The sequence below is a fragment of the Paenibacillus sanfengchensis genome, from assembly GCF_036864765.1.
Lineage (GTDB): Bacteria > Bacillota > Bacilli > Paenibacillales > Paenibacillaceae > Fontibacillus > Fontibacillus sanfengchensis.
Window position 1 is genome coordinate 15,754 of sequence record NZ_JBAGJC010000024.1, and the last position, 25,452, is coordinate 41,205.

At 51.8% G+C, this 25,452-nt stretch carries 28 protein-coding genes; 7 read left to right on the forward strand and 21 right to left on the reverse strand.

Annotated features, from left to right (window positions below):
• Positions 1-174: 174 nt before the first annotated feature.
• The 4 genes from V4U84_RS25905 to yyaC form a co-directional block, all read right to left on the reverse strand.
• Positions 175-1,368: a class I SAM-dependent methyltransferase gene (locus V4U84_RS25905; protein ID WP_334076058.1), complete on the reverse strand. Its 1,194-nt coding sequence runs from the start codon at positions 1,366-1,368 to the stop codon at positions 175-177.
• A gap of 57 nt (positions 1,369-1,425) precedes the next feature.
• A complete protein-coding gene (locus V4U84_RS25910) occupies positions 1,426-2,118 on the reverse strand; it encodes a DUF6483 family protein (RefSeq protein ID WP_334078204.1) in 693 nt (230 codons plus the stop codon).
• A 281-nt stretch (positions 2,119-2,399) separates the two neighbouring features.
• A complete protein-coding gene (locus tag V4U84_RS25915; RefSeq protein ID WP_334078205.1) occupies positions 2,400-3,200 on the reverse strand; it encodes an alpha/beta fold hydrolase in 801 nt (266 codons plus the stop codon).
• 100 nt (positions 3,201-3,300) lie between these two features.
• Positions 3,301-3,834: a spore protease YyaC gene (yyaC, locus tag V4U84_RS25920; protein ID WP_334076061.1), complete on the reverse strand. Its 534-nt coding sequence runs from the start codon at positions 3,832-3,834 to the stop codon at positions 3,301-3,303.
• A gap of 137 nt (positions 3,835-3,971) precedes the next feature.
• On the opposite strand from yyaC, the gene V4U84_RS25925 reads away from it, so the two are divergent.
• Positions 3,972-4,196 (forward strand): DUF1128 domain-containing protein, encoded by a 225-nt coding sequence (locus tag V4U84_RS25925; RefSeq protein ID WP_334076062.1) that lies wholly within the window; start codon positions 3,972-3,974, stop codon positions 4,194-4,196.
• Between the two features lie 34 nt (positions 4,197-4,230).
• On the opposite strand, the gene V4U84_RS25930 is transcribed toward V4U84_RS25925, so the two are convergent.
• Positions 4,231-4,944: a pirin family protein gene (locus V4U84_RS25930; RefSeq protein WP_334078206.1), complete on the reverse strand. Its 714-nt coding sequence runs from the start codon at positions 4,942-4,944 to the stop codon at positions 4,231-4,233.
• Between the two features lie 95 nt (positions 4,945-5,039).
• On the reverse strand, positions 5,040-6,044 hold the full coding sequence (locus V4U84_RS25935; RefSeq protein ID WP_334076064.1) for an asparaginase: 1,005 nt from the start codon (positions 6,042-6,044) through the stop codon (positions 5,040-5,042).
• Positions 6,045-6,268: 224 nt separating this feature from the next.
• Between V4U84_RS25935 and V4U84_RS25940 the strand changes: the two genes are divergently transcribed.
• From V4U84_RS25940 to V4U84_RS25950, 3 genes are all read left to right on the forward strand, one after another.
• Complete coding sequence (locus V4U84_RS25940; RefSeq protein WP_334076065.1) at positions 6,269-6,718, forward strand: YtxH domain-containing protein; 450 nt, start codon at positions 6,269-6,271, stop codon at positions 6,716-6,718.
• Between the two features lie 85 nt (positions 6,719-6,803).
• Entirely contained in the window at positions 6,804-7,124 is a 321-nt protein-coding gene (locus tag V4U84_RS25945; protein ID WP_334076066.1) for a DUF5665 domain-containing protein, read from the forward strand.
• A 67-nt stretch (positions 7,125-7,191) separates the two neighbouring features.
• Positions 7,192-7,416 carry a hypothetical protein gene (locus V4U84_RS25950; protein WP_334076067.1) on the forward strand — a complete coding sequence of 75 codons (225 nt, stop codon included), beginning with the start codon at positions 7,192-7,194 and terminating at the stop codon, positions 7,414-7,416.
• Between the two features lie 76 nt (positions 7,417-7,492).
• Here V4U84_RS25950 and V4U84_RS25955 read toward each other — a convergent pair whose 3' ends face one another.
• The 11 genes from V4U84_RS25955 to V4U84_RS26005 all read right to left on the reverse strand — a co-directional run bounded on the left by V4U84_RS25955 (position 7,493) and on the right by V4U84_RS26005 (position 19,373).
• Positions 7,493-8,473 carry a magnesium transporter CorA family protein gene (locus V4U84_RS25955; protein WP_334076068.1) on the reverse strand — a complete coding sequence of 327 codons (981 nt, stop codon included), beginning with the start codon at positions 8,471-8,473 and terminating at the stop codon, positions 7,493-7,495.
• A 25-nt stretch (positions 8,474-8,498) separates the two neighbouring features.
• The gene (locus V4U84_RS25960; RefSeq protein WP_334076069.1) at positions 8,499-9,272 is read right to left on the reverse strand and encodes a sigma-70 family RNA polymerase sigma factor; all 774 of its coding nucleotides are present in this window, start codon (positions 9,270-9,272) and stop codon (positions 8,499-8,501) included.
• Positions 9,269-9,712 (reverse strand): anti-sigma B factor RsbW, encoded by a 444-nt coding sequence (gene rsbW, locus V4U84_RS25965; protein WP_334076070.1) that lies wholly within the window; start codon positions 9,710-9,712, stop codon positions 9,269-9,271. Before rsbW ends, V4U84_RS25960 begins: the two co-directional genes overlap by 4 nt.
• Positions 9,713-9,728: 16 nt before the next feature.
• On the reverse strand, positions 9,729-10,067 hold the full coding sequence (locus V4U84_RS25970) for an STAS domain-containing protein (RefSeq protein WP_334076071.1): 339 nt from the start codon (positions 10,065-10,067) through the stop codon (positions 9,729-9,731).
• 59 nt (positions 10,068-10,126) lie between these two features.
• The gene (locus V4U84_RS25975) at positions 10,127-11,776 is read right to left on the reverse strand and encodes a response regulator (protein ID WP_334078207.1); all 1,650 of its coding nucleotides are present in this window, start codon (positions 11,774-11,776) and stop codon (positions 10,127-10,129) included.
• 18 nt (positions 11,777-11,794) lie between these two features.
• Positions 11,795-12,670, reverse strand: a complete 876-nt coding sequence (locus tag V4U84_RS25980) for a CheR family methyltransferase (protein WP_334076073.1) — start codon at positions 12,668-12,670, stop codon at positions 11,795-11,797.
• Positions 12,671-12,758: 88 nt separating this feature from the next.
• Positions 12,759-16,421 carry a response regulator gene (locus V4U84_RS25985; protein WP_334076074.1) on the reverse strand — a complete coding sequence of 1,221 codons (3,663 nt, stop codon included), beginning with the start codon at positions 16,419-16,421 and terminating at the stop codon, positions 12,759-12,761.
• The gene (locus tag V4U84_RS25990) at positions 16,418-17,587 is read right to left on the reverse strand and encodes a PP2C family protein-serine/threonine phosphatase (protein ID WP_334078208.1); all 1,170 of its coding nucleotides are present in this window, start codon (positions 17,585-17,587) and stop codon (positions 16,418-16,420) included. Before V4U84_RS25990 ends, V4U84_RS25985 begins: the two co-directional genes overlap by 4 nt.
• Before the next feature lie 195 nt (positions 17,588-17,782).
• Positions 17,783-18,127, reverse strand: coding sequence for a YflT domain-containing protein (locus V4U84_RS25995; protein WP_334076076.1), 345 nt, complete (start codon positions 18,125-18,127; stop codon positions 17,783-17,785).
• A 93-nt stretch (positions 18,128-18,220) separates the two neighbouring features.
• A complete protein-coding gene (locus V4U84_RS26000; RefSeq protein ID WP_334078209.1) occupies positions 18,221-18,763 on the reverse strand; it encodes a hypothetical protein in 543 nt (180 codons plus the stop codon).
• Between the two features lie 103 nt (positions 18,764-18,866).
• Positions 18,867-19,373, reverse strand: coding sequence for a DUF948 domain-containing protein (locus V4U84_RS26005; protein WP_334076078.1), 507 nt, complete (start codon positions 19,371-19,373; stop codon positions 18,867-18,869).
• A 255-nt stretch (positions 19,374-19,628) separates the two neighbouring features.
• Between V4U84_RS26005 and V4U84_RS26010 the strand changes: the two genes are divergently transcribed.
• Positions 19,629-19,793, forward strand: a complete 165-nt coding sequence (locus V4U84_RS26010) for a DUF1328 domain-containing protein (protein WP_334076079.1) — start codon at positions 19,629-19,631, stop codon at positions 19,791-19,793.
• Positions 19,794-19,890: 97 nt separating this feature from the next.
• Here V4U84_RS26010 and V4U84_RS26015 read toward each other — a convergent pair whose 3' ends face one another.
• Positions 19,891-20,466, reverse strand: a complete 576-nt coding sequence (locus tag V4U84_RS26015; protein WP_334076080.1) for a hypothetical protein — start codon at positions 20,464-20,466, stop codon at positions 19,891-19,893.
• Positions 20,467-20,604: 138 nt separating this feature from the next.
• Here V4U84_RS26015 and V4U84_RS26020 point away from each other — a divergent pair, with 138 nt between their 5' ends.
• Entirely contained in the window at positions 20,605-21,021 is a 417-nt protein-coding gene (locus V4U84_RS26020; RefSeq protein ID WP_334076081.1) for a hypothetical protein, read from the forward strand.
• Between the two features lie 114 nt (positions 21,022-21,135).
• Here V4U84_RS26020 and V4U84_RS26025 read toward each other — a convergent pair whose 3' ends face one another.
• Both V4U84_RS26025 and V4U84_RS26030 read right to left on the reverse strand, forming a co-directional pair.
• A complete protein-coding gene (locus V4U84_RS26025) occupies positions 21,136-22,161 on the reverse strand; it encodes a C40 family peptidase (protein ID WP_334076082.1) in 1,026 nt (341 codons plus the stop codon).
• 216 nt (positions 22,162-22,377) lie between these two features.
• A complete protein-coding gene (locus tag V4U84_RS26030; protein WP_334076083.1) occupies positions 22,378-23,271 on the reverse strand; it encodes a cation diffusion facilitator family transporter in 894 nt (297 codons plus the stop codon).
• 201 nt (positions 23,272-23,472) lie between these two features.
• Between V4U84_RS26030 and V4U84_RS26035 the strand changes: the two genes are divergently transcribed.
• A complete protein-coding gene (locus tag V4U84_RS26035) occupies positions 23,473-23,661 on the forward strand; it encodes a hypothetical protein (protein ID WP_334076084.1) in 189 nt (62 codons plus the stop codon).
• A 94-nt stretch (positions 23,662-23,755) separates the two neighbouring features.
• Here the strand turns inward: V4U84_RS26035 and V4U84_RS26040 are convergent, their stop codons facing one another.
• Complete coding sequence (locus V4U84_RS26040) at positions 23,756-25,324, reverse strand: IS1182 family transposase (protein WP_334077428.1); 1,569 nt, start codon at positions 25,322-25,324, stop codon at positions 23,756-23,758.
• Positions 25,325-25,452: the final 128 nt, after the last annotated feature.

Sequence of the window (25,452 nt, forward strand, 5' to 3'; positions counted from 1 at the left end):
CCGTCAAGGCAAAAAAGGAGACCGTCCACAGGACCGCTCCCCGATGAATCACTCTTGGCAGTGGTTTTAGTTCGCCTTTTTCTATCCTTTCTCGCCCGAACATGCCCTCACCCTCCGTTTTCGCAACAAAAAAGCCAACACTTCAAGTGTTGACCTGTTTGTTTTGCTTCAAACTTAACGTGGGGACCGATTTCCTTCAGGGAGAAGGTCACGGCAAGCTTTTTCAAGGTAAGGCGCCGCGCTCAAAAAGTCCCGGAATGCGAGATATTCCTTCCATAAGCGATTTTTTTCCCCGTCGGAAACAGCTCCCTTTACCGCCCGGATCAGAATGTTCTTAGGGGTATGTTCCATGTCGATAAACTCCAACAATTGGGTCTTATACCCGAGAATGTCCAACAGCTTGGCCCGAATCGCATCAGTAGCCAGCGCCGAAAAACGTTCCTTCAGGATGCCATGGGACAGGAGCGGTTCAAGCACCGGACTTGCGACTTGCCCGAACAACTCGTGTTGGCAGCAGGGTACGGAAAGGATGACGGACGCGTTCCAGCGGACGGCCTTTTCCAGCGCGGCATCGGTCGCCGTATCGCAGGCGTGCAGGGTTACCACCATATCCACTTCGCTTAATTCGTCATAGTCCGCAATATCCCCGACAAGAAAGCGCAGATTACGGTATTGCAGATCTTTCGCCAGCATTCCGCAATGTTCGATGACATCCGACTTCAGATCGAGTCCGACAATCTTCAACTCCATTTGCAACTCGATCGACAAATAATGATATAACGCGAACGTCAGATACGACTTGCCGCAGCCGAAATCCACGATCGTCACCGGGCGCTTGTCCGGGAGGTGGGGAAGCACATCCTGAACCATTTCGAGGAAGCGGTTGATCTGCCGGAATTTATCATACTTTTTGGCCAGCACCTTGCCGTCCGCATTCATGATTCCGAGCTCCACCAGAAACGGAACCGGCTTCCCTTCTTCCAAAATGTACTGCTTCGTCCGGTTATGGGCGAGCACCCCCGGCTTTTTGGTAGGGGACTTGGTCAGAATCGATACCTTGTACTTCTTGCTGATCAGCACCTGATAATCGGCTTCCGCCGTGCACAGCAACCCCTGACGGAAGGTCCCCGCGAACAGCTCCATAACGGCGGACTCGAGATCCGCGGCCGGGATATTCTCATGGGTAACTTTTTTGCTGTAGTGATAAGTGAACTGGTAATGAAGCATGCCTTTGAGCAGGACCGGCTTGATGACAGTTTTGCTGTAAGTGTCCTCCCCTTCCCCCGCCTTACGGCGTTGACTCAAAGTAGCGGAAATAAGACCGCCCTGCTCCGAAATTTGACGTACCAGATTGCGTAATTCCTCCATCTAAGACCGCTCTCTTTCCAAATGAGTTGAAGTTATTGTATGAATTCTACTTGTACCCTACTCCCCGCTCGGACGGTTCTCATCGATTTCCGCGCTAGCGCTGTCGATTCTGGCGAGCCAGGCCTCCAGTCCTTCCCGGACTTCTTCCTCGGGAAGCCCGCCTTGCTCCAGCTTGTCGGGCCCCTGTGCCAACAAGCGGGTATAAAATGCTATTCCCTCTTCCCGCCGGGCCTCTCCGCTTTCCAGCAGACGGTACAGCGCATTCTCCGCGAGATCATAATTTCCTCTGCTCTCTTCATAACTCATAAGCAGACGTTCGGTATCCTCCGGAAGCCTGAACCCCTTCAGCCGTTCCAGCAGCTCCGAAACTTCACCGTGCAATTTCCATATACCGGGATCGGCCCCGTGCGTGTAAGCCGCCAAATATAAATGCAACGCCTTCCTTGCGCGGAGTATGCCCTCCTCCCGCTGCCCCGATGCCGTCAAGACATCGGCCTCTTCCTTCATAAGCCGCGCCAGACTTTGCAGCTTATCCGATTCGACCGTCCCGCCGGTCCGCATCATCTCCACGATATCTTTGGCCGAAAGGGAGCCGAGCAGACGGGAGTTCAACCGAAACAGCTTTTTGTAAAGCTCGTCGAGTTCCCATAAGGCTTCTATCCATTTGCGCTGCTGCTTCAGACCGAACACTTTGCCGATCATCTCCGTCATTTCCTCCAGCATCCGAACCAGGTAATCTTTCCGCAGCATCAGACTCCGTCCCTCCTGCAGGTTTATTTAAGAACAAATTGTAAGTCATTTTGACCCGAATATCCAGCAAGGGGAAGTCTCAATCCGCGCCGCATAAGGACCTTATCATCACGAGAAGGCCGAGAAGGCCGATTTTTCGTACTAAGCCGTATTTATACAGGTGCCTCTGTCCAGCCTCGAGCCTCTTGCTGCGCAAAAAAGAGGCTCCCCGTCATCGGACGATGACTCGGGGATAGCCTCGGGTCGTGAGCATTCTTATGGTTCAAGCGTTGTGGAGACGGCTACTTGCGCGCGGACGGTACGCCGCGCAAATAGTCGCTGATGACGGCTGCAAGCTGTTCGGGCGCTTCATACATGCTCATGTGGCCGGCGCCCTTGATCACCGCCTTGGTCACCGACGGCCCCTCCGTCGTGAAGGTGCGCTCAATCGGAATGACGGCGTCGTTTTCCCCTGCGACCAGCAATACGGGGAGCACGGTGGAAGACAGGACATCCCGGCGGTCCACCCGCTCGCGCATAGCCAGCGCGGCGCCTGAAGCTCCCTGCGGCGGCGTCTTGTACCCTATTTCTTTAGCGCGGTTCACCTCCACGGTCAAAGTATCGCGCAGTTCAGGAGCGAATAATCCGGGGACAAGCCCGTCGACAAAAGGGGTAATCCCTTTATTTCCGATGGTGGCCACGGCTTGGAGGCGCTTCTCCTTGGCTTCGTCGCTGTCCGGATATGCGGTCGAGTGAATGAGGGCGAAGCCGTTCAAACGTTCGGCGTACCGCTGAGCCAGAGACAGGGTAATGTATCCGCCCATGGAATGGCCAAGCAGCGAATATTTCGAAACCCCCAGGTTCTCCATCAGTGCGGCGACATCATCCGCCATCTGTTCGATCGTATAGGCACCCATCGGGGCATCCGTGAAGCCGTGTCCCCGAAGATCCGGCATAATCACCCGATAATCGTCGGCCAACAGCGGTCCGATCTTCTCCCAGTAAGCCGAGCTTCCGCAGAAGCCATGGAGCAGGACAACGGCCTCTCCCTTGCCTTGTTCTTCATAAGCGATCGTAAATCCTTCAAGAACTACTTTTTCCATAACGCTTCCCTCTCTTTCTATAACTGGCTGAAAGTTACTGAAATTCTAAGCTGCTCTTTTGTGTGTATGTAATGTTCCCGATTCTTATATTTAATCTCTTTCAGGTGCTTCTGAAACCGTGTTCGATCGCTTCCGCCAATTCATCGGCCATCTGCATCACCCTGTAGAGCGAAGTCATTTGCAGCGTCCAGTATGGTTTGGGACCGTTGACGTTGACGACGGCCGCCACGCTGTAATGCCCTACGGCCGGAAGCGATATTCCTACCGATTGGGCAGGGAGCAGCGGCTGACCGGACACGAGATAGCCGCCGACGGAGGCCGGCGTTCCGAGGCAGGCATCGATCGCCACGATGATATGCTCCTTGGGAATCATGGAGGCACGCACTTCCAGATTGGTGGCATCGCAAGGGAAATCCAGCGTTCCGATCACATCCGCCAAGCCGCGTTCCTTAAGACGCGTTCCGACAAGCGGACCCAGCGCATCCCCCGTGGATCGGTCGGTGCCAATGCAGAGAAATGTCATCTCCCGGGTCGGGTGCCGTCTTCGGACGCCCAGAAAGAAATCGGGGAGCTCGCCGCCGGTCAGCTTTTTTCGGACAAAGCCCGCTTCGGGCATTACCTGTCTGTCATCCATGAGCTTTCCATCCCCCTTCTTTCACCAAGGTAACCTGATTGTACCGCAAATCCCCCGGATCTAGCAAAAAGAGTGTACCCGCGGCCCAACCGTGGTACAATAACCGGGACATGAAACGGAAAGGATGTTGAGGATCCATGGACTTAACTCAAAAAAGCCAGGAAAACGTGGAATATATGATCGAGGCCATCAAAGCGAAGCTGAAAATGGCGACCGGAGCCGCCATGAACGCTTCCGCCTTTAATACGGACCAATATGAAGACATTTTGGACATTTATGAGCTAGTGATGAGCAAGGAACGGCTCAGCATTTCCGAGGTGGAGGCGCTGGCTCAGGAGTTGGGCAACCTCCGCAAGAAATAACAACCTCTCCGCTCCTCAGCGGAGTCCGTTCGGTTTAAGGCATATCGACGATCAATAGCTCGGCTATGCCTTCCCCTGACTTCCGGATGACCAGATCGTCCGGGCACCGGACTCTGGCCGCATCGCCGGGCCCCAGCGAAAACCGCTGCTTCTCGCCCAACAGTTCTACATGCCCCTCAATCAGGAAAATATGCTGTCTTCGATTCAAGGTGCGGATCAAGTGCTCCTCGTTATCCGTCAGCACGGGAGCAAAGATGTTTACATCCTGATGAATGCGCAGGAAGTCCCCGTCCCTTTTCCCGCTGATGACCGGCATCCAATTCCCGATCCGTTCGTCCCGGGGAATCCGGCGGGAACTCTCGGCGGGGGGAAGACCTTGGCGATCCGGCAGGAACCACATTTGAAGGTAACGTGCAGGCTCGCCCGGGGACCGGTTGGCTTCCGCGTGGATGATTCCCGTACCCGAACTGAGCACCTGAAACGAGCCTTCCTCTAAAGGCTCGAGGCCCGCGGACCCGGCGGAGCTTGTCAAGGAACCGGATATTACATAAGTGACAATTTCCAGATCATGATGAGGATGGGCCTCCAACTCTTTACCGGGAGCCAGGATGTGATCGTTCAGCACCAGAAGGCAGCCGAAATGGGCATTCCCGGGGTCAACGTAGTCCGCGAAGGAAAAGCTGAATTCGCTCTGGACAGGGCCGGCATGGGCCGTATGCCTCTCTTCCGAAGTTACTATTTTTATCATCTTAATCCTCCTCGCCTATATAGCACCATACTGGATTTGCTACATTTTTACCCTTTAGCCCCATCGGCTAATCAATAGGCGAGCCCTCCGGTCCATCAAACCTGGCCAAGCCGGAAAACGGTTTGGGATACCCCCACTTCCGTTCCCTCATCATTCCGGATTACCGGAGTAAAAGCTCTACGCAGCCTTTCCAAGGTGTCCTTGTTTTCATAGTCCAGCTGCTCCAGAATTGCCAGCGCGATCAGCCCCCACTCCTCCTCCGATCCATCCATGATTTTGAAGGCTACGCCCAGCCGCTCTTTCCGCAGGCCAAAAGCATAGACGCCCTTAAAGCCTCCTTTGGCGACCAAGTTCGGATCTTGAAGCAGCAATGTATCGATCCGGCCGGTTCCGCTGACCATCTCCGGATGGCGGTTCATCGCATTCGCCACTGTACCCGCCGCCGCGGCTGTCGCGGGATCTTCGATACGGTCGGGACAAGCCAGTTTCAGGTAAGCATTAGCGAGTGCGGACAAAGGAAGATGGAAGACGGGCAGCCCGCATCCGTCGACGGCCCGGCCGATGCTGACCAGCGGCAACCCTGCGAGGGAAGCAAGCGTCTCCCAGATCTCCCGCTGCACGGGATGATCGGGATCGCTGTAGTTCTCCAGCGGATAACCGTTCATCTTGCTGTAGGCCATGAGGCCCAGGTGTTTGCCCGAGCAATTGTGATACAAGCGGCGTCGCCCCCCTCCGTTCCGAAGCAGCTGTTCCTTTGCCGCCGCATCCATCGGCAGACTCGGTGCGCAGACCATCGTTTTTTCGTCGAGCCCCGTTTTTCGGAGGATCCTCTCCAATGTTTCGATATGCATTTCCTCGGCACGGTGTGAGGCCGTCATGATCGCGATTTCGTCATCGCTTAAGCCGAATTTTCCCGCCAAGCCCGCGCGTATACCCGGAATGGCCTGGAACGGCTTGGCCGCCGAACGGGTAAATACGCCGAAATGAGGGTTTCCGACCGCTTTTATGACCCTGCCCGCCTCATCTGCAATACATATATGACCGCGGTGCGTGCATTCGAGCATTCCCCCGCGGGATTCCTCCACCAATATGTTATCCATGGTTATCCCCTTTCGCACAACAAACTATCATCCCTTCAGTATAGTACAGCCGCCCTTGATTCGCCATTCCCGAATATAGAAGAAACGACGACCGCGGCAAAGCGGCGGATTGTTTCACCCCGTCCCGTATCGTTTATATACGAAGTAAGAAAAGCACCTGAAGTCACCAGTTCAAACCGCTTTTTCATCCAATGAAGAATATCCACATAAAGGAGCGATGAAAGATGAATAAAGCCGAGACGGAATACCCTGTACAAAGTGGAGGAACCTTTACGAAAGGGCTTGTGATCGGAGCGCTGCTCGGTGCGGCGGCAGCCTTGCTGTATGCGCCGAAGCCGGGGCGCGAACTGCGCAGCGATTTGTCGGACAAGCTTACCCTCGCGACGGACAAGTCCAAGGAAATGGCTTCGGTTGCCTGTGAAAAAGGCTCCGAGCTCGCCAAGACGGTCGTTTCCAAAACGACGGACCTTGCCAAAACCGTCGGCGCAAGCGCCAGCAACATTGTGTCCAGTGTAAAAGAGGCTTCTGCGGAAGTGTCCGAAGACATTAAGCAAGAGGTTGGGCAAGTCGGCAAAGCGGCGGAAAAAAGCTCGGAGGATGTAAAGCAGGAGGTCAACAAGGCCTCAAGCGAAGCTAAACGCGAGTTTGGCTCCTCCACGAACTCTTCCGTGTAAACGGGGCTGTCCCCTGAAAATCGCCAGCTCGGGCAGCTGGCGATTTCTGTTTGTGAGCCTAAATTCATCGCAAGGAGGAAGGCCGATGGCACGTTTAAATCCATATGACACCAAAGACCATCCCTTTGAACTCAGGCATGAAGTGAAGCGATTGAACGGCAAGCTGGACAGCATTGCCGATATGCTGGAGAAGGCCGATTTTAAAGATATTTTGGAGAACTATACAAATCCGAAAAAACGGGTACTTACCAACTTTGTAGCCGGTCTGTCCCGCGGGCTCGGGCTCAGTGTGGGGACCTTCGTCATCCTCGGTCTGCTCGGCTGGATTCTAAGCTTGTTCGTGGATCTGCCGATGGTTGGCGATTATATTAAAAGCCTGCAGGATTACATCCAATCCAAGCCGTAAGGATACAATAATTCTGAAGTTTGCCGGCTAGTCATTCTAAGGAGTGAATCTCAAAGGAGGGTTCCCCGTGGATTTTAAAACAGCGAAGGAAGAACAGCAGGAATATGTGGAGAAACAGATTCGGGAGGCTCGTGAAGGGGAGTACCCCGGGCATAAAGATATTACCAAGGCCGAGAACGGTTCCATGGTCAATGACATGGAGGACTTAAAGCGGCTTGGCGAAGATATGGATAAGATGAAGACGAACAGTGAGGACCATGAAGAGGGATTGGTGTCCGATCCCGAGCAATAACCCTGCAGCTTGGAAAAAAGGCGGTCACACCTAAAGGTTGCCCTGCGGATAGGGCAACCTTCTTTATATGTTTTGCTTACAGATTCGAGTTCTCCTCGTCCACTTCCAGCAAATCCCCGGTCCACCCCTTCGCCCGGATCCAAATATAGAAGCCCAGCGTAAAAAGCAGCGTAATTCCGCAGATCAGCGCGAAGCCGAACATCCCCTGTTTGACCCAAGGGAGAAAGTCGAAATTCATTCCCCAAATCGCCCCGATTACGGTAGCTGGGGTAAATACCGCGGTCATGATCGTCAAGGTTTTCATAATATCATTGCCCCGAAAACCCGAGACCGCATCATCGATGGAGATCAAAGTGTCGATTTCCTTCTCGTAGTGCTTGACAAGCCCGCTCATCCGCTCGGCCCGGTACAAAAAACGTTTGAACGGGATGCTGTCCTCCATTTGTTCCAGATAAGCTTCACGGGCGGCCGTGACCAGTTCCAGAAAAGGAATGAACAAATTGGACCAATGCAGCAGCTCGAAACGAGCGGTTAAAATCTGATTCATCAGGTGTTTCCGGTTGCGTTTTTTCATCAATTCTTCAACCTTCCGCAAGTTCCGCTCGAAGCGGTCCATCCCCACCCGGAAGTAATGAAGGATCACCCGGGTGAGAACAAACAATCCGTCGATTGGCCGCGGGCAATCCAGCAACATGATTTCATTATCTTTTTGGTTCATGACCCGCGTGGTGTTGGCATCAAGGTTGATCGTGATGAAGACCTCCGGACTCACAAAGAAATGAGCCAGCAAGCAATCGGCCTCCGCATCCCTGATTTCTTCCCGCACCGAATAAAACAGGGAGCCATATAGAATGGGCTCCCTGCCGTCCGGGAATCTTACGGATAATTGGTTGGATTCTATCTTGGGAAGCGCATCCAGCCATTCCCTAGTCAAAGGATAATCCTGCCGAAGACGCCGGACTTCCGGGCTGTCCCACTCGCCCTCTTTCACTTCGAAGTCGATCCAGGACCAGCCTTGTCCGCTCCGCTTCACCCGTAGTTGATTCTCCAATTCCATGACTGTACTCCTTTACCGGATGCTGTTACATTGTGTTCGAGTTGGACATAATCTGCTTCAGCTTCTCCGTCGCCCGTTTTTGAATCCGGGATACGCTCATTTGAGATACGCCCAACTTCTGGGCAATCGCCCGCTGGGACTGTCCCTCTTGAAAGGCCAACAACAGCACCTGCTGTTCCTGCTCCTTCAACTGGCTGAGAGCTTGCTGCAGATCCATCCGCTTTTCGACGGTGTCGTAATCGTCCGCGTCCGAGCTGATGAGTTCGCCGAGTGTAGCCGCGCTTTCCTCTTGAGATAGCGGCGAATCGAGCGACACATAGTGATAGCATTCCCGACCGGCCAATACTTCCACCGTTTCCTCCACGGAAAGCTCCAGATAGTCCGCGATCTCCCTCACGTCGGGGGAGCGCTCCAGTTTAACGGTCAGCTCATCGATCGCCTGTTGGACCAGGGCTCCCTTCTCTTTAATTCTGCGCGGCACCTGAATGTACCAGGACTTGTCCCGCAAAAAATTCTTCATGTGACCGATCATGCTCTTCATCGCGTAAGGCTCAAACGGAATTCCCATTTCGATATCGTACTGCTGCAGCAATCGGATCAGCGCCATTTGCCCGACTTGGTAAAGATCTTCATAAAGGTCGGGACGGTTGCGCGCGATTTTTCCCGCCGCCATTTTAACCATCGGCTCATATTTCTGAATCAGAACAGTGGCGATGTCATTGTCCTTGGTTTGTTGATATTCCCAGATCATACTGGTGGATTCATTTAAAGACTCGGGGGGAGTCAATTTATCCGTCATACCTTCTCCTCGCTCTTCATTAAGCGGCGAGTCATGACTACCTTCGTTCCCTTTCCGGCTTCATTCAATACGCTAACGTCATCCATTAACGCCTGCATGAGATAGAAGCCGAGACCGCCGATTTGGGCTTCATTCAAGTTTTTGTCGTGCAGCGTCGACCGCTCACCCCACGAATCAAAGCTCTCCCCTTCGTCCTTGACCGTAATGGACAATGCATCACCGATGATCTCAAAAGTAACCTCCATCATGCCGTTCGTATCCTTGTAAGCATACAAGACCGAATTGTTACACGCTTCGGACACAGCCACTTTCATATCTTCGATTTCTTCGTACGAGAAGCCCATTTTTGAGGCTATTCCATACAGGTTTAACCTGACTATATCCACAAACTCCGCAGTCGCCGGCAAACTGATTACAACTTTTTGAACCTCGTCTATCATGATACTCTATCCTTTCCTATTGGGAATTCTCCTGGGCGGCAAAAAACTTCGCGATTCCGGTCATATCGAACAGCTTCTGAATTTGTTCCGGCACTTCCTTGACCCAAAAACCGGCTTCCATTCCATGCCTTGTCTTTAAAATCGACAGCAGAATTCCTATGCCGGTACTATCGATGTACTTGAGTTCTCTCAAATTGATGATCAAGTCTTGCTTATCGTTGAGAGCGAGGGGCTCCATCACCTGGCGAAAATCCGGAGCAACGGAAAGATCAAGCTCACCGCGCAGATAGACGGTGCATGTCCCGTTTTCCACTTGCGACGTAACGGTAAACTTCTCATTTTTATTTGTATTCATAGACACTCTCTCCTGAATTGTGGTTTCTTTATAAATAACCCGGCACAAGGCCGGATGAATCAATGAACCGAAGTTTCGGTCATGTAATTCTTGCTGTATTTGGACAAAACCGCCTTTACTGAAGCCAGTTTCAGCGGCTTGCTGATGTAATCGTCCATTCCGGCCTGATGGCATTTGGACCGGATGCCGTCCATCACGTTAGCCGTCATCGCGATAATTTTCGGTTCCTTGCCGGGGACCTGCTGTTCCCGGATTTTACGGGTAGCCTCCAGGCCATCCATGTGCGGCATCTGCAAATCCATGAAAATAAAGTCATAGTTCCGGTCGGCAGCCATTGTCACGGCTTGTAGGCCATCCTCAGCCACTTCCGGTTCATAACCCAGCTTTTGCAGCATGCTGACCATCAGCCGTTGGTTAATCGGATGGTCATCGACAATCAGCATGCGTTCCCTGGACTCCGCTTCGTCAGGGAACATCGATACCTGAGCCGCGCAGACCAAATCCGTGCTCTCATCGAAATATTCGCTGGCGCAGATCGTAAAGACGAAAGTAGCCCCCTTTTCCTCCAGGGTTTCCACCCGGATCGAACCGCCCATCATTTGCACCAGGGTCTGACAAATCGCCAGTCCCAGGCCCGTTCCTCCGTATTTGCGGGTCATCGACGAATCCAGCTGGGAGAACGGCTTGAACAGACGGTCCACTTTATCCGGAGCGATTCCGATTCCCGTATCCTTCACGGTAAACTCGAGCAAATGCTGGTCCCCGTTCTTCTCTTTGCAGTCGACCATCAAATAGATTCCGCCCTGTTCGGTAAACTTCATGGCATTGGCGACCAGGTTGATCAACACCTGGCGCAGGCGGCCCATATCGCCGTACAGTACAGGCGGAATCCGCTCGTCGACGAAGGAGACCAGCTCCAGGCCTTTCCGGGCGGCATCAACCGAAAAGAGCCCTATAACCTCCTGAATCGTCGCTCTGATTTCAAACGGACTTTCCTCCAGCTCCATTTTGCCGGATTCCATTTTCGTAAAATCAAGAATGTCATTGATAATCGTGACCAGCGTATCCGCGCTGCCCCGAATAATTTCGGCATATTCCTTCTGGTCGTCTTTGAGTTCGGTTTCCAGCAGCAGGTCGATCATGCCGATGACTCCGTTCATCGGGGTCCTGATTTCATGACTCATCATGGCCAGAAATTCCGTTTTGGCTTTGGCCGCAATTTCCGCAGCCTCTTTGGCTCTAACCAGTTCTTCGTTGGTCCGCTCCAATTCCAGCGTTTTTTGCTGCAAAAGCATGCTCTGGGTTTTCAGCCGCTGATTCGTCAGGTACATGTCCACAAATCCCTCGATCTTCGATCTCAGAATTTGCGGAATAAAAGGTTTCACCATGTAGTCGATCGCCCCGGCGGAGTATCCCGCGAACAAGTGCTCCGCCTCCTTGCTGTTGGCAGAGATAAAAATGATCGGAATATCCTTTGTTTTATCCCGGGCTTTAATCAGCTTTGCGGTCTCAATCCCGTCCAGTCCGGGCATTTGCACATCGAGCACAATCACCGCAAAGTCCTCTTTTAATAAATACCTCAGGGCTTCTTCGCCGGAAGTCGCTTTGACCAAAATATATTGTTCACTTTCCAGAACCGCTTCCAAGGCCATCAGGTTCTCGGGGCGGTCATCTACCAGCAAGATATGAATCGGCTTTTCAACCCCCATGGAATCCTCCTGCATCCTTCATTTAATCTTCCGGTACATTTTCTCCACCCGGTCCAGCGGTTCGTAACAAGCATCGTACTCCGTAAAGTGAATCGATTCCTTCGCTCCCAGCACCAGAACGCCAAAGTGGCTCAGGCTTTGATGGAACAAAGAATGGACCCGGTTTCTCAGCGTTTCGTCAAAATAAATCATCACATTTCGGCAAAATATGACATTGAACTCGTTAAAGGACTGATCCGTCGCCAGGTTGTGCTCGGCAAAAATCATGTTTTTGCGCAGAAAGGGCTGAAATAACACGGAATTGTATCTCGCCGTATAGTACTCGGAAAAAGAACGGGTGCCTCCCGCTTCCTGATAGTTTTTCGTATACAGCTTCATTTTCTCAATTCCAAACACGCCCTCTTTGGCTATTTGCAGCGAGCGGCCATTCATGTCGGTGGCATAAATCCTCGCTTTATCGTAGAGACCTTCCTCATGCAGCAAAATGGCCATCGAGTAAACCTCTTCCCCCGTCGAGCACCCCGCATGCCAAACCCGGATATACGGGTATGTTCTCAGCAGGGGCACGACTTTTTCGCGAAAAGCGCGAAACAGGGACGGGTCCCGAAACATCTCGGTTACGGGAATGGACAGGCTGTAGACCAGGCGCTCGAAGCATTCCCGGTCATGCAGCACTTTTTCCTGCAAAGCGGAAATGGTCGTCACATGCTCCGCATGGACTTGGTGCCAAATCCTCCTTCTGAGCGAAGGAAGGGCGTAATTGCGGAAGTCGTAGCCGTACAGCCGGTGAACCCCTTCCAGAAGCAGTTCGATCTCCAACTGCTCCCGCTCGCTGGGCGAGGTCCGGCCGTACGCTTCGTTATCCGGATAATCCGAAAAATCACTGGGTGCCATAGGTTCAACTCCGATTACAAAAAAACTGGGCATCCGTCCCCTGAAAGGAGAAAGACCTGCTTATCGTATATTTAACCTTTCCTCAAGGTTACGAATACAACCATACCCGCATTAGCGAGAGTAATTGATCCGTCTGAATCGGTTTTTTTACATAATCGGAAGCGCCGGCCTCGATGCATTTCCCACGGTCATCCTTCATCGCTTTCGCCGTAAGCGCGATGATCGGCAGCTTGGCAAACTGCGGCATCTTCCGAATTTCGCGCATCGCTTCATAACCGTCCATTTCAGGCATCATCATGTCCATAAGCACCAGGTTGAAATCTCCTTGCTCTTTAAGGATATCGATCGCTTCCCGGCCGTTCTCCGCGTAAACCACATTCATGCGGTAACCTTCGAGCACGCTGGACAGGGCAAATACGTTGCGCACATCATCATCGACAAGCAGAATTTTCTTGCCTTCGAACAGTTCTTCCTTGTTGTGAAGCTTCTGCAGAATCCGGCGCTTGTCTTCGGGCAGTTCCGCTTCGACACGATGGAGAAACAGCGTGGTTTCATCCAGCAGGCGTTCAGGGGACTTCACGTCCTTGATGATGATCGACTCGGCATATTTACGGAGCCGCAGCTCTTCCTGCTTGTCCAGATCTTTGCCGGTGTAAATGATGATCGGCAGATCGTTCAACTCCTCGTCATCGCGGATTTGATCCAGCAGATCGAAGCCCGTGATATCGCTCAGCATTAAATCCAGCACCATGCAGTCGTAACGCTTCTCGCGCAGCTCCCGCAAGGCCTCTGCGCCGGTGGAAACCGCCGTGATCACGACGTCATCATGACCGATCAGCTCGATGATCGAGTTACGCTGCACGTCGTCGTCTTCCACGACTAGCAGGTGCTTTAAACTTTTTTCGGTAAAAGATTCGATATGGGAGAAGGCCCGCTCCAAATGTTCGCGGGAGGACGGTTTGCGCAGATAGGCGATCGCCCCCATCATCAGGCCCTGCTTGGCATCGTCAACGACCGAAATGACATGCACCGGAATGTGCCGGGTTTCGGCATGGCCCTTCAATTCGTTCAGGATGGACCAGCCGTCCATCACCGGCAGCTGGATATCAAGGATAATCGCGTCCGGCAAATAATCTCTCGCCATTTCCAGTCCGACATCCCCTTGGACGGCAATCAGCGTTTTGAAACCGTGGCTTCGGGCCATATCAAGCAGAATTTTGGCAAACTGAATATCGTCCTCAATGATCAGCATGATTTTGTCACCGCTGGCGAGCCGTTCCCGATCATCCTCGATCGGTTCCGCCGCGGCCACAGGCTGTTCAACCGGACGGACGTAGGAGTTTTGGCTGTAATATGGAGCGACGACGGCATTCGAAACGGCCGCTTCCTGCTCGGCGACAAACAGCCGGCTCGGCGCTTCCTTCGGCAGATACAACGTAAAAATGCTCCCTTCGCCCTCTACGGACTGCACCGTAATCAGGCCGCCAAGCAGCTTCGACAGTCCTTGACTAATCGATAGACCGAGGCCGGTACCGCCGTATTTCCGGCTGGTCGTTCCATCCACTTGCTGGAACGCTTCAAAAATAATGTCCATTTTGTCGGCGGGAATCCCGATCCCCGTATCCTTCACCGCCAGCTCCAAATATTCGCGGGAAGAGTCCAGCCCTTCCGGCAAGCACTCCGGATTCGCCGTGCCGATGTTGAGCGAGATCTCCCCTTGGTTCGTAAACTTGAAAGCATTGGACATCAGGTTCCGCAAAATCTGCTTAATCCGATGACCGTCCGTATGAATTTCGGCCGGAACGGAAGCATCCGTTTCAATGTTCAGCACGATGCCGCTCTTCAGCGCGACCGGTCCGAAGTTTTGTTCCACGAAGCGGGTAAGCTCGTCGAGTCTGACCGCTTCCCGGTTGATCTCCATCTTGCCGGCGTCCACCTTCGACAAATCGAGGATTTCATCGATCATTTTGAGCAAATCCGCGCCGGACATATGAATCGTATGCGCGTATTCGATTTGCTTCCCAGTCAGGTTCCGCTCTTTATTCTCATACAAAAGCTGGGATAGAATCAGCAGGCTGTTCAAGGGGGTGCGCAGTTCATGGGACATATTGGCCAAAAACTCCGACTTATACTTGCTGGTTTGTGCCAGTTGAGCCGCATGACGCTCCAGTTCCAGCTTCGTCTGTTCGATTTCGTCGTTCTTCTCTTTGACTTCCTGCACTTGTTCCTCCAGAGCCCGCGTCTTGGCGATCAGCTCGGTATTAAAATGCTCCAGCTCTTCCTGCTGCCGCTGCAGCAATTCTTCGGAACGCTTCAGCGCCTGCGTCTGCTTCTCCATGCTTTCGTTGGATCTGCGCAGTTCCTCCTGTTGGGTCTGCAGCTCCTCCGATTGAACCTGAAGCTCTTCGGTCAAAGCCTGGGACTCGCGAAGCAGCTCTTCCACGCGCAGGCGGCGGTTGATATTGTTCAGTACGATCCCCAGGTTGGAGGCCAGCCCGGACATCAACTGCTCCTGAACCGGTGAGAACGGCTCGAAGGAGGCAAACTCGACAACCCCCAGCAGTTCTTCCTCGAACATCACTGGATGAATATAAATATGGTTCGGCTGTGATTCTCCCAATGCGGAACGGATGGAAACATAGCCGCTTGGCGCCTCCTGCAGCGAAATCGGCTTCCTGTCCAGCGCCGCCTGACCGACCAGCCCTTCCCCAACCCGGAAAGCCTCAGGGGTATCCAAGTCCCGTCCTCCGGCGTATGTCCCGGCCAAGTAGAGCTGGTTCGGATTCTTATCCTCATAGCGGATATACATCGCTCCGTAACGGGCACCGACGACCGGCGTAAACTCGCTGATGAACATTTGTCCGATCTGCTCCAGCGAATTTATGCCGTGCAGCAGATCCGTAATCCGGGCGAGGTTCGAGTTGACCCAGGACTGGTCCTTCTGTAACTGAAGAAATTTTTCCTCCGCCTGTTGCGTTTCCTGCAAGTCTTCCGACATTTCCTGGAAGATGCGGGCCACTTCCCCGATCTCATCCTTAGTCGGAATATCTACTTTTTGAATCGCGTCCAGCTCGCCTTTTCCGAAATAATGCATCATAAGATTGACCGTACTTAAACCGCGGGCAATGCTGGGGAGTATCCACAGGACGATGCCCAGACCGACCAAAAGACCGACAGCCATCGTTGCGATAGTTAACCGGATCGAGCGTTCGTATTCGGCCTGCGTTACCGAGATGGCCTCCTGAATTTGCGCATTATAGTAATCGCGGTAGTCGTTCAGGGTGTTCAGCAAATGATCCTGAGCCGCTTGTCCGGTGGACAGCCGGTACTTGTTTGCCGACTCATACTGCTCACGGTTCATTAAGGCCAATACATGGCTCTTGTAGTCCATAAAAGCGTCCAAGGCATTATCGATCGTACTTATATTTTGCTGTTCATCGGCAGTATGGGCTTTTGACTTTACCTTCTCATAATAGCCGCTCGCTTTTTGAATTTTGGTCTCGAGCTTCTTCTCTTCAACAGCGGTGTAATCCGGATCTTGCTTCTGCAAAATATTCGTTAAAATACGGGCAATGTCGTTATACTCGCCGCGCATTCCCGATGTGTTTTGAATCGTATAGTATTTATCGCTATAAATGCCGTCCAATTCCTCATTCATATACCTTAAACGGTCATAGCCGGTGAACGTCAAAATCAGCATGATGATTAAGAGCGAACTGAAGCCGATAACCAGTTTGCTGCGGATTTTCATGCCTTGCCTTCTCCTCCTTTTAATGTGATCCACACCAGGCATTTGTCATCTTCCCGATCCTGGGGGGGATCTTCGTGGAACAACAGCCGCTCCATCTCCCCCTTGTCGAATGCGTGGGACACCCGAACTTGGCGCTCCAGCCAATCCAATTGTTCCTCCTGGGTTCCTGCCACACATTCGATCAATCCGTCGGTATATAGCACCACATGGCCTTCGCCTTCATAAAATATCGTCTGCGGCGCCGCCTCAATTTTGTCGAACAGCCCTACCGGCGGGCAAACCGCATGCAGTTTGGCAACTTCCTTGCCCTCTTGGTAAAACAAAGCCGGAGGATGCCCCGCGTTCACATAATCGATCTTTTTGTACTTCGTATCCACCACGAGATAGATCGCCGTGAAATAGTACTGTACAAGTTGGCTGTCTATATAAAGCATATTGAATCTGCGGTTCAGTTCCTGAATGACTTTTTCGGGTTCGACATAGGTGCTGACGGTGTCCTTAAGGACGGAGGCGATAAACATGCAGAACAGCGACGAGGAAATACCGTGGCCCATCATGTCCAGCAAAATAATCCCGTATCTCCCGTCGCCAAGCGGGTACCAGGAATACAAATCACCGGCCAGTTCAAAGGAAGGTTTGTAGAGTGCGTCAATCTCAAAGAGGGGGTCCTTGATCGGAGAGCTCAGTACGGCGTTTTGAATCAAGGCCGCCAGTTTCAACTCTTCCTGAATCCGCTGGTCCCTCTCTTTGTGCCAATCCTTCTCATGCTTCAGCCTCAAGGCAAGCCGGATGCGCGCCATCAGCTCCACCTTGTTGATCGGCTTGGTGACGTAATCGACAGCCCCGGCATCGAGCGCTTCGGCGAGCTTCTTGGAATCGCCCACCGCCGTTACCATGATGATCGGAATATCCTTCAAGTTTTCGTACTGCTGCAGCAGCCGGCACGCTTCAATGCCGTCCATCTCGGGCATCATCATATCCAGCAAGATCAGATCGATATCGGAGGAGCCGCTGCTCATCGGAGCGCCGGGCGCCTCAACCCCCAGCCTTTGAAACATTTCATGTGCCGAAGAGACGGCTACCGTGTCCCTGTAATCTTCTTTTTTCAAAATCTCTCTGATAATAATAATATTGGTAGGATTATCATCCACGATTAAAATTCTCATAAAACTCTCCTTAGCCATCTGAAAGAATCTAAAATCCTGTATTCAGGATAACATGTTTCCCCACTCATTTGTCATAATATGACAAAATACTTCCTGCCTAGACAAGATTTGCACAAAACTCCAAAAACATAGATAAGGAATGGGGACAACCCGCCCATTCCTTATCTATAAGTTTGGAAACCTGAAGTATTTAAATCAGGCTGATTTCTTGGCGATCACCAGCACTCTTCCCAGATCCAGTTCCTTCTCGTAAAATCTCGCTTCCGACTCGGTAAAGCCCAGGGATATAATCTTGGCGCGAAGCTCATCCCCACGGGACCGGAACAGGTTGGCCAGCGCGGTAAACACGCCCTCTTCCTTGAGTCCGATTTCGCCCGCATCGGCGGCCTCGGCAATCCGGTCGGTCCGGTCTTGATCATGGGCCAACACATAAATATGTTCAGCTTCATATCCGGCGGAGTGAAGTTCTTGAACCGTTTCTACAGCCTGTACACCATTCTCCACGATTTTGGCATATGATTTGTTGTCGATCGTGCTCATGATACTCGCTCCCTTCCTAAGCAGTCTGGCAATTACAAAAATCTAGGGTTCATTACCCCGTTATCCCTTAGATGAAACAACTTTGGCCACGATTTACGAAGCGGTATCGTCAAATAAATCTGCACCGATAATTTTGCCGGTGTCCGCCTCCTTATAGAGCTTTAAGGCGGCATGTCCCCGAATGTACACGTCCCCGTCCTCGGCCACAAAGTCCGGTTTGCCGAGATAACGCTCCAGCCAAGGTTTCTGTAACGGAATGACGATCCCGTTCAAGGTTATGCGTTTCGGCGACGGTCCCGTGTGTACGTAATAAACAAGGTCTTCGTACACACCTATGGCCAGGTTGCCATAGTGAAGTTCCATATAGCCCGTAAAGGAATCTTGATCGATTCGATCCGGTTCCCCTTTTTTCGACAAAATGAGCTGAACGTCATCCGACAAAGAGATCCCACCCATGGAATCAAATTGTTCCAACCGCTCCGCCTCAGCCGTGGCGGGATACGGAGGCTGCCACAGAGCCAGCTCCGCGGCGGGCTGTGCGGCAGGCTGTGCTGCGGGTGGCCCCGTGGCGGCCGACGCCGAAAAACCGGCAAAGGGAGAAAGTAGTCCGACCAGCAGCAATAGCGTGTTCAACATGTTCTTCACCCTTTCTGATGATTTCCGTTGTCCGCCATAGGGGCCGTCTCCGCGAAAATGGATCAGCTCAGTCGAAAAAGAAGGCTTATGTACCGCTCTATCTTTAGGAACGGTATTTCTGCCACACCCCTGCGGCGATGTCCACCCATTTCATCCAGCCCGGCGATTTGCTCGAGTCTGCCGGTAGTGGGGCCTGATACGCAGGATCGTAGTTTTGCACCTCGACCGGCGTCTGCGCTACCGTCTTATTCGAAGATGTATTGGCGGTTTTGGACCGTTTGGGCTGGCTTTTGATCCGGTCGATAAACGCCGTGGAGACCTGCTTCGCGGCCAAGGTAACCTCGTTTAACACTTCTCCCACATTTTTCACCGATTCCAGCACCGGATCGATCTGCTCCATCTTGTGCTGCAAATCCCCGGTCAAATCATTGGCATGCCTTACTACATGCTTTACTTCATAGCTAAGCTCGTCAATCGTTTTCTGAACTTCCTGCAACGTTTGCGTCGTTTTGTCGAGCGATTTCTCCGCCGCTTTCAGCGTTTTGATCAAAAAGATCACAAGTACCGTAAATGCCACGGCAATTAGTGCCACACTGAGTTCCCAAATCATACCGTTCCCTCTCTTTCTGTATGGATGCTTCGATAAACCATAGTTACCCTAAGCCCTTAGTCCCGAAACAAAGCGACAAACAGCCAAAAACTGCATAATACGGGCTTGTTTCAGACCAAAATACCCGGGTTAATGAAAGCTACAAGCGAACCGGTTCTTCTGGCTTGCCCTTCTTCCGGAAAGCAAACCGGTTGGCAAAAAATGCTTCCCAAGTACCACTATACAACAATTTATGATGAAAGGAAGATGATTCGCATGCTGAAATGGTCTATGATTTTTCTGGCCATCGCTCTGATTGCCGGAATATTCGGATTCTTCAATATCGTCGCGGCTGCGGCCTCGATCGCCAAAGTTCTGTTCTTCATTTTCCTCGTCCTGTTTGTGATTTCCCTGTTCACGGGAAGAAGCCGCTCCTTGTAGATAAGATGACGGAAAGCCTTCTTCTCTCCTAAATTTAAAAAAGCGCGAGTGCCAAGGCCCCAACCATGGCATCTCGCGCTTTTCTCTTCTTATTGTCCTACAGCAATCCTTCCAAATATCGGGCCAGCTCGATCCAGTCCAAGGCAAAGCGTATCTTCAGCGAATGCTCCTGAAAGTCGACCGCCTTGATCTTCACTACATCCGGGAGAGCCGCATCAAGCCGGACGATAATCGGCTCCAAACCAAAAGTCCCCGGTGAGAGCTCTACACGCCGCACCCGAAGAAATTCGGGCGTCAGCGTAAGTTTTCCGGCGGAAAACTCCATCCGGTACCCGGCGCGCAGACCCGCCTCCAAGGCCCCCCAAGTCGCATGGACGCGGGCTTCAAGCCGTTCTCCATTCAACTGAAACTCCGCTCCGGTTACAGTAACCGGAAGGTCGTGTTCCTCAAGGTACTCCGTCAATGCTTTTTTGGCCAGTTGGTTAAGCTCCCGCTCGGAGAGCGTCAATTCCGCCCGCCGGGTTTCCGCCATCGCAAAGAGCTTGTCCTTCCAGGAAATTTCGGTATACCGCAGATCCAGTTGATCCGTTGGACGGATGTACAAAATCAAACCGATGACGATAGACACCGCCGCCAGGAGAACAAATCCGATAAAAAGTCTCTTTTTTCCCATGTTACCTCCTTTGATTTACCATAAGTCCCCGAAACTTGCTGCAGAAAAAATTACCACAAAAATGATTCTTAGGTTGGTTGGCTGTTTATATGAACTATTAGAATATATATTTTATACTGTTGAAGGAGGATTAGATTTATGAAAAAATTAACAGCACTTACCGCATCCGTGCTTCTCACCGCGGCTTTTGCGACGGGCGTATCCGCAGACCCTGCCACAACGAGTACGAATGAGAATACGAACACGGCTCCCACCGTCGTGGGACAGACCGTCGAGGGAACCGTAACTACTTCGGAAGGGACCAGTGTTACGAATAGCACCTATGTGGATTTGGACGAACCGATCATAACTCCGGATGAAATCATTATTGCGCCAGAACCGATTACGCTTACCAAGGTTACGTATTTCTATGAAACTCCGGGCGGCAAGACACTGAGTGCCCTGGCGCCTCAAACCGTTAATCCGACCGGCCAAACGAGCAACAACTGGGTTGAAATCTATACCTGGCTCGGAAAAGCCTGGATTTATCGCCCAGGCTACACTCCTACTTATTAATGTATAAGAGGATGACGATAAAGTCATCCTTTCAACAAAAATGCTCCGCCGGACAGGGTATCCTGTTGCTGGCGGAGCATTTTTGCGTTGCGGTGCTTATGATGTCTTAGTTCATTATTTCAGGACACTTCCGCCATACAAGAAACGGTGTTCCCAAGATCCATCAAGCTTATCGATGCGTACGCCGCCCGATTTGGCCGAATAGGTGTGCAGCATTTGACCGTCACCCAGATAGATGGACACGTGCGTAATCCGTTCATTGTTGACGTCCACCCCTTTATAGGCCGATGCGGCGGAGCCACGGTACTCCATAAAGAAGACCAGATCACCGCGCTTCAGACTGGCGATATCGTAAACCGCGGTGCCGTTGTCACGGATCCATTGGCCCTGTTTGCGGGAATCCGCGGGAAGAACGATGCCGAGCGCCTCACGGAAAGCCTGACGTACGAAATCCGAGCAGTCGAAGGTCGTTGTTGTGCTGCGGTCCGACCCGTACTCATACGGCGTGCCAAGATACTTTTGCCCCGTCTGGATCACCGATTCGATTTTATCCCTGAAGGAAGGGGGTTCCGGGGTTGGAGCCGGTGCTGGCGCTGCCGGAGTGGTTTCCGGAACGGAACCGCCGACTTTTAAATATTTGTCGGACGTACTGACATAACCGGTTAACCCGTCTCCTGTAACAATTTTATAGAAATATTGATTGCTGCGCTCCAGAACCGAAACCGGGGTCCCTTTCGGCAACATGCCGAGCACTCGCCCTGACGCGGAAGGCTTGTCCCGCAAATTCACGCCGTATTCCACGACGGCCGGGGTCCCTTGCGAACTTGGCGCCGGAGTTACCGCCGTTTCCGTTACGCTGATATATTTTTCCGCCGCGCTCACATAGCCGACCGCGCCGTCCCCGCTTTGCACCTTATAAAAATAAGCGTTGCTCCGATCCAAAACGGTAACATCCGAACCTTTTTTCAAAAGTCCGATGACCCGCCCCGAAAGCGAAGGATTGTCGCGTAAATTCACGCTGTTCTCAATATGACCTCGAATGATGGCAGGAGAGTTTGCTGCTGATGCCTCTTGTTGCATGGACGTAAAGGTAGTTAGTACTACAGCGCTTATCGCTAGAACAGCTATACTTCGTTTCATATTCATGCCTCCTGAGGATGTTCTTGGTGTCTATAGGCGAATTCTGTGTCGTCCCTCCTTTCTTTGGACTTGTTCCCATTATAGACCATGTCGAACTTTGTCTAAATCCGTCGATCCGCATACATTTTCAAACCGATATACTTCTATCTGCCTAGCAGGCAAGCATATAAAAAAGGCCGATTTTCCTATTCAGGAAAACCGGCCCGTCCTTTTGTATTACAGCCTGCTTTCTTTTCGCGGCTCCGTCGATTTCGGTTCAACGTGGACATGGACATGCATGACATTTTTAATTTTCCGCATCCGTTCCTCCACCAAATCACTGATATGATGCCCTTCTATAACGGACAATTGTGGATTGACTTCGATGACAACGTCGACAAGCACATGGTTGCCGTGCACGCGGGCTTTTAAATCCTTGATACCCTCCACCCCCGAAATCCGGGCGATAGTCCCTCTTAAATCACTAAGCTCCCGCTCGTCGAACCCGTCCGTAAGATTGTGGGTCGATTCGCGAAAAATTTCCCACGCCGTTTTGCATATCAAAAGTCCTACCGCCACCGCGGCAACCCCGTCCAGCCAAGGAATGCCGAACTGCGCTCCCACAATACCGACCGCGGCTCCGATGCTTACCATGGCATCCGACAGGTTATCCTTGGCCGCCGCCATCAATGCCTGGTTATTGATCTGCGTGGCCAACTTACGGTTGTACAAATAGACTCCGCCCATGGCCACCGCACAGATCAAGGCTACTCCGGCGGACAGAATATCCGGTTCGGCATGGCTCCCCTCAATCAAAGCTCGCACCGCTGTGATAATGACCTGGATGCCCACCATAGCCATGATAAACGATGCGACCAGCGCGGCGATCGTTTCCGCCCGGAAATGTCCGTATGCGTGGTCGGAATCCGGCGGTTTCTGGGAAATCCGCAGGCCGATCAGCACCGCGACCGAGGCCACAATGTCCGTTAAATTGTTAAAGCCGTCCGCCAGCAAAGCGCTGGAGGCGAATATGTAACCGCTGATCAGCTTGAAGGCCGACAGCAGCAGATAAGCGGCGATACTGACCCAGGCTCCCCGTTCCCCTTTGCGTATATCCTCATAAACATCCAAGTCCCCTGCACCTCCAGACCTTATGACAAGGTCTCTTTTATCTAAATCGTTACATCATCGTAGCAAATAAAATCCGTGTAAGTCCAGAGAAACAGTGTTGCCCCCGGCAAAAGCGGCCCAGGCTCATTATTCCCGTTGTACGCTTATTTAAAAACGTTTAAAATAAGGGCATGCCCCCTTCTATTTGAGGAGATGATCTTGATGTCGGAAAACAAAGAACCCCGGAAAATCGATCTGGCCGAAGCGATGCGCCAGAAGCTGCAGCAGAAGAAACAGCAGCAGCTAAACGCCAACAAACCGGGTATGATGGGAAACCAGCAAACCAAAATGTTGAAAAGCCAAAACAACAAAAAACCGAATAACCAGCGCCGCCGGACCGGAGGATCGTAAATCCCCTCCTTAAGCGCAAAGAGGCTGTCCCAAAAGTAAACTTTGGAACACCCTCTCCAACAAAATAGGATGATATTTGTAAAAAAAGAAGGAGCTAAGCGGGCTGTTTTCGCTTAGCTCCTTCTTTTTTGGAGTCTACGGCGGCTTTCTTAAGCAAATTGTGGGCAAGGGAAAGCCAGCCGACCTCCAGACTTACTTTTTGTAAGCCTCGAAGCAGAAACCTTTTAAAGCCTCGGTTGTTCTTCATATCGCCAAACACAGGTTCCGGCTCGATCATGCGCCTTACGGCCAAGGCATAACCTTCTTCACTGCGGAGTTTTTGCCTTGCCTGGCTCTTTAACCGCAAATACTTCATACTAACTTTGATCTCACGATCACCCTGGGCTTGTGTACACTGCGGCTTTAACGGACAACCCTCGCAGCCGGAGCTTCGGTAATGTCGGTATTCGATTTCATACCCACTTTCTGTTTTCTCCTTACTCCCTCTCCGGAAATGGAGCGTTTGCCCAGCCGTGCATGTCCATGTATCTTGTTCGCTGTTATAGGTCCAATTGTCGATTTTACTAATATCCTTTTGCCATGCCTTACTCTTTTCGCGGTGATAGGTGCTGTATTTGACGATGGCTTCGACTTCATTTTGCTCCAGGTAGTCATAATTCTCTTCACCACCATAGCCCGCATCGGCGATGACGGTGCCCGGGAGCTTTCCTAACTGCGATTTTAACTTTTCAAGATGCGGGATGAGGCAGCGCGTATCGGTCGGGCGCTGGTGTAAACTGTAACCGACAATAAATTGATTTTCGGTGCCGATCTGCACATTGTATCCCGGCTTGAGTTGACCATTTCGCATGTGGTCTTCTTTCATTCGCATAAATGTAGCGTCAGGGTCCGTTTTGCTGTAGCTGTTTCTAGTACCTAAAATTGCTTGTTGTGTTTCGTACTTTTGAAGACGCGGAAGCAAGTCCTTACGGAGGGTGCGCACCGCCTTCTTGAGCGGCTTGTCTTTCGGTTTCTCCCGCAGGCGCTCTTCCAATTGCTTGACTGCTTGCTCCAGCTTCTCACTGGTCATAGTAGAGGACTCACCCAGCTCGAGAAGATCCCGACCTTCGTGAATTCCTTCTTCTTGCTTCTCCGCTTCCTCAATGGCTTCAAATAGGGTCTGGACTTTCTCCTGAAGCTTGGCTTTATGCTTCACCATAGCCTTCCCCCAAACAAACGTATATCGGTTGGCATTCGCTTCAATCTTAGTGCCGTCTACAAAATAATGCTCCAACTGTATGTAGTTCTCCTCTGCCAGAAACTGAAGAACGGCAGTAAACACAGTCTCCAGTGTGCTTTTCATTCGTTCTGATCGAAATCGGTTGATGGTACGGAAGTCTGGGCGCTGACGACCCGCGATCCACATAAACATGATGTTTTCGCGGACAGCTTTGGCGATCTGGCGAGAGGAATAGATGCGCTGTGTGTAGGCGTAAATGATAACTTTGGTGAGCATTTTAGGATGGTAGCTGTCTCGTCCGCCTCCAGGGTAAGACGGGTCGAAGATAGCGTCGTCGAGACGATTTACGGCGGCGTTAACCACGCGAACGAGATGATTTTCGGGGATATCCTCTTCTAAATCCATTGGTAAACAGAGTTGATCCATGGTATATTGAATGTACAAAAGAAACCTCTCCTTTTGGGTAATGGTTGGTGGTACTTCCATTTTACCAAAGAGTGGTTTCTTTTTGTTTGACAAACTAAAAGAGGTTGCCCCTCAGTCATCTATGATGACTTTTGGGACAGCCTCTT

Excerpts from the sequence above, each read along its gene's own strand:
- V4U84_RS25905 (WP_334076058.1), bottom strand. The coding sequence starts at position 1,368 with ATGGAGGAATTACGCAATCTGGTACGTCAAATTTCGGAGCAGGGCGGT.
- V4U84_RS25910 (WP_334078204.1), bottom strand. The coding sequence starts at position 2,118 with ATGCTGCGGAAAGATTACCTGGTTCGGATGCTGGAGGAAATGACGGAG.
- V4U84_RS25915 (WP_334078205.1), bottom strand. The coding sequence starts at position 3,200 with ATGGAAAAAGTAGTTCTTGAAGGATTTACGATCGCTTATGAAGAACAA.
- yyaC (WP_334076061.1), bottom strand. The coding sequence starts at position 3,834 with ATGGATGACAGACAGGTAATGCCCGAAGCGGGCTTTGTCCGAAAAAAG.
- V4U84_RS25925 (WP_334076062.1), top strand. The coding sequence starts at position 3,972 with ATGGACTTAACTCAAAAAAGCCAGGAAAACGTGGAATATATGATCGAG.
- V4U84_RS25930 (WP_334078206.1), bottom strand. The coding sequence starts at position 4,944 with ATGATAAAAATAGTAACTTCGGAAGAGAGGCATACGGCCCATGCCGGC.
- V4U84_RS25935 (WP_334076064.1), bottom strand. The coding sequence starts at position 6,044 with ATGGATAACATATTGGTGGAGGAATCCCGCGGGGGAATGCTCGAATGC.
- V4U84_RS25940 (WP_334076065.1), top strand. The coding sequence starts at position 6,269 with ATGAATAAAGCCGAGACGGAATACCCTGTACAAAGTGGAGGAACCTTT.
- V4U84_RS25945 (WP_334076066.1), top strand. The coding sequence starts at position 6,804 with ATGGCACGTTTAAATCCATATGACACCAAAGACCATCCCTTTGAACTC.
- V4U84_RS25955 (WP_334076068.1), bottom strand. The coding sequence starts at position 8,473 with ATGGAATTGGAGAATCAACTACGGGTGAAGCGGAGCGGACAAGGCTGG.
- V4U84_RS25960 (WP_334076069.1), bottom strand. The coding sequence starts at position 9,272 with ATGACGGATAAATTGACTCCCCCCGAGTCTTTAAATGAATCCACCAGT.
- rsbW (WP_334076070.1), bottom strand. The coding sequence starts at position 9,712 with ATGATAGACGAGGTTCAAAAAGTTGTAATCAGTTTGCCGGCGACTGCG.
- V4U84_RS25970 (WP_334076071.1), bottom strand. The coding sequence starts at position 10,067 with ATGAATACAAATAAAAATGAGAAGTTTACCGTTACGTCGCAAGTGGAA.
- V4U84_RS25975 (WP_334078207.1), bottom strand. The coding sequence starts at position 11,776 with ATGGGGGTTGAAAAGCCGATTCATATCTTGCTGGTAGATGACCGCCCC.
- V4U84_RS25980 (WP_334076073.1), bottom strand. The coding sequence starts at position 12,670 with ATGGCACCCAGTGATTTTTCGGATTATCCGGATAACGAAGCGTACGGC.
- V4U84_RS25985 (WP_334076074.1), bottom strand. The coding sequence starts at position 16,421 with ATGAAAATCCGCAGCAAACTGGTTATCGGCTTCAGTTCGCTCTTAATC.
- V4U84_RS25990 (WP_334078208.1), bottom strand. The coding sequence starts at position 17,587 with ATGAGAATTTTAATCGTGGATGATAATCCTACCAATATTATTATTATC.
- V4U84_RS25995 (WP_334076076.1), bottom strand. The coding sequence starts at position 18,127 with ATGAGCACGATCGACAACAAATCATATGCCAAAATCGTGGAGAATGGT.
- V4U84_RS26000 (WP_334078209.1), bottom strand. The coding sequence starts at position 18,763 with ATGTTGAACACGCTATTGCTGCTGGTCGGACTACTTTCTCCCTTTGCC.
- V4U84_RS26005 (WP_334076078.1), bottom strand. The coding sequence starts at position 19,373 with ATGATTTGGGAACTCAGTGTGGCACTAATTGCCGTGGCATTTACGGTA.
- V4U84_RS26010 (WP_334076079.1), top strand. The coding sequence starts at position 19,629 with ATGCTGAAATGGTCTATGATTTTTCTGGCCATCGCTCTGATTGCCGGA.
- V4U84_RS26015 (WP_334076080.1), bottom strand. The coding sequence starts at position 20,466 with ATGGGAAAAAAGAGACTTTTTATCGGATTTGTTCTCCTGGCGGCGGTG.
- V4U84_RS26020 (WP_334076081.1), top strand. The coding sequence starts at position 20,605 with ATGAAAAAATTAACAGCACTTACCGCATCCGTGCTTCTCACCGCGGCT.
- V4U84_RS26025 (WP_334076082.1), bottom strand. The coding sequence starts at position 22,161 with ATGAAACGAAGTATAGCTGTTCTAGCGATAAGCGCTGTAGTACTAACT.
- V4U84_RS26035 (WP_334076084.1), top strand. The coding sequence starts at position 23,473 with ATGTCGGAAAACAAAGAACCCCGGAAAATCGATCTGGCCGAAGCGATG.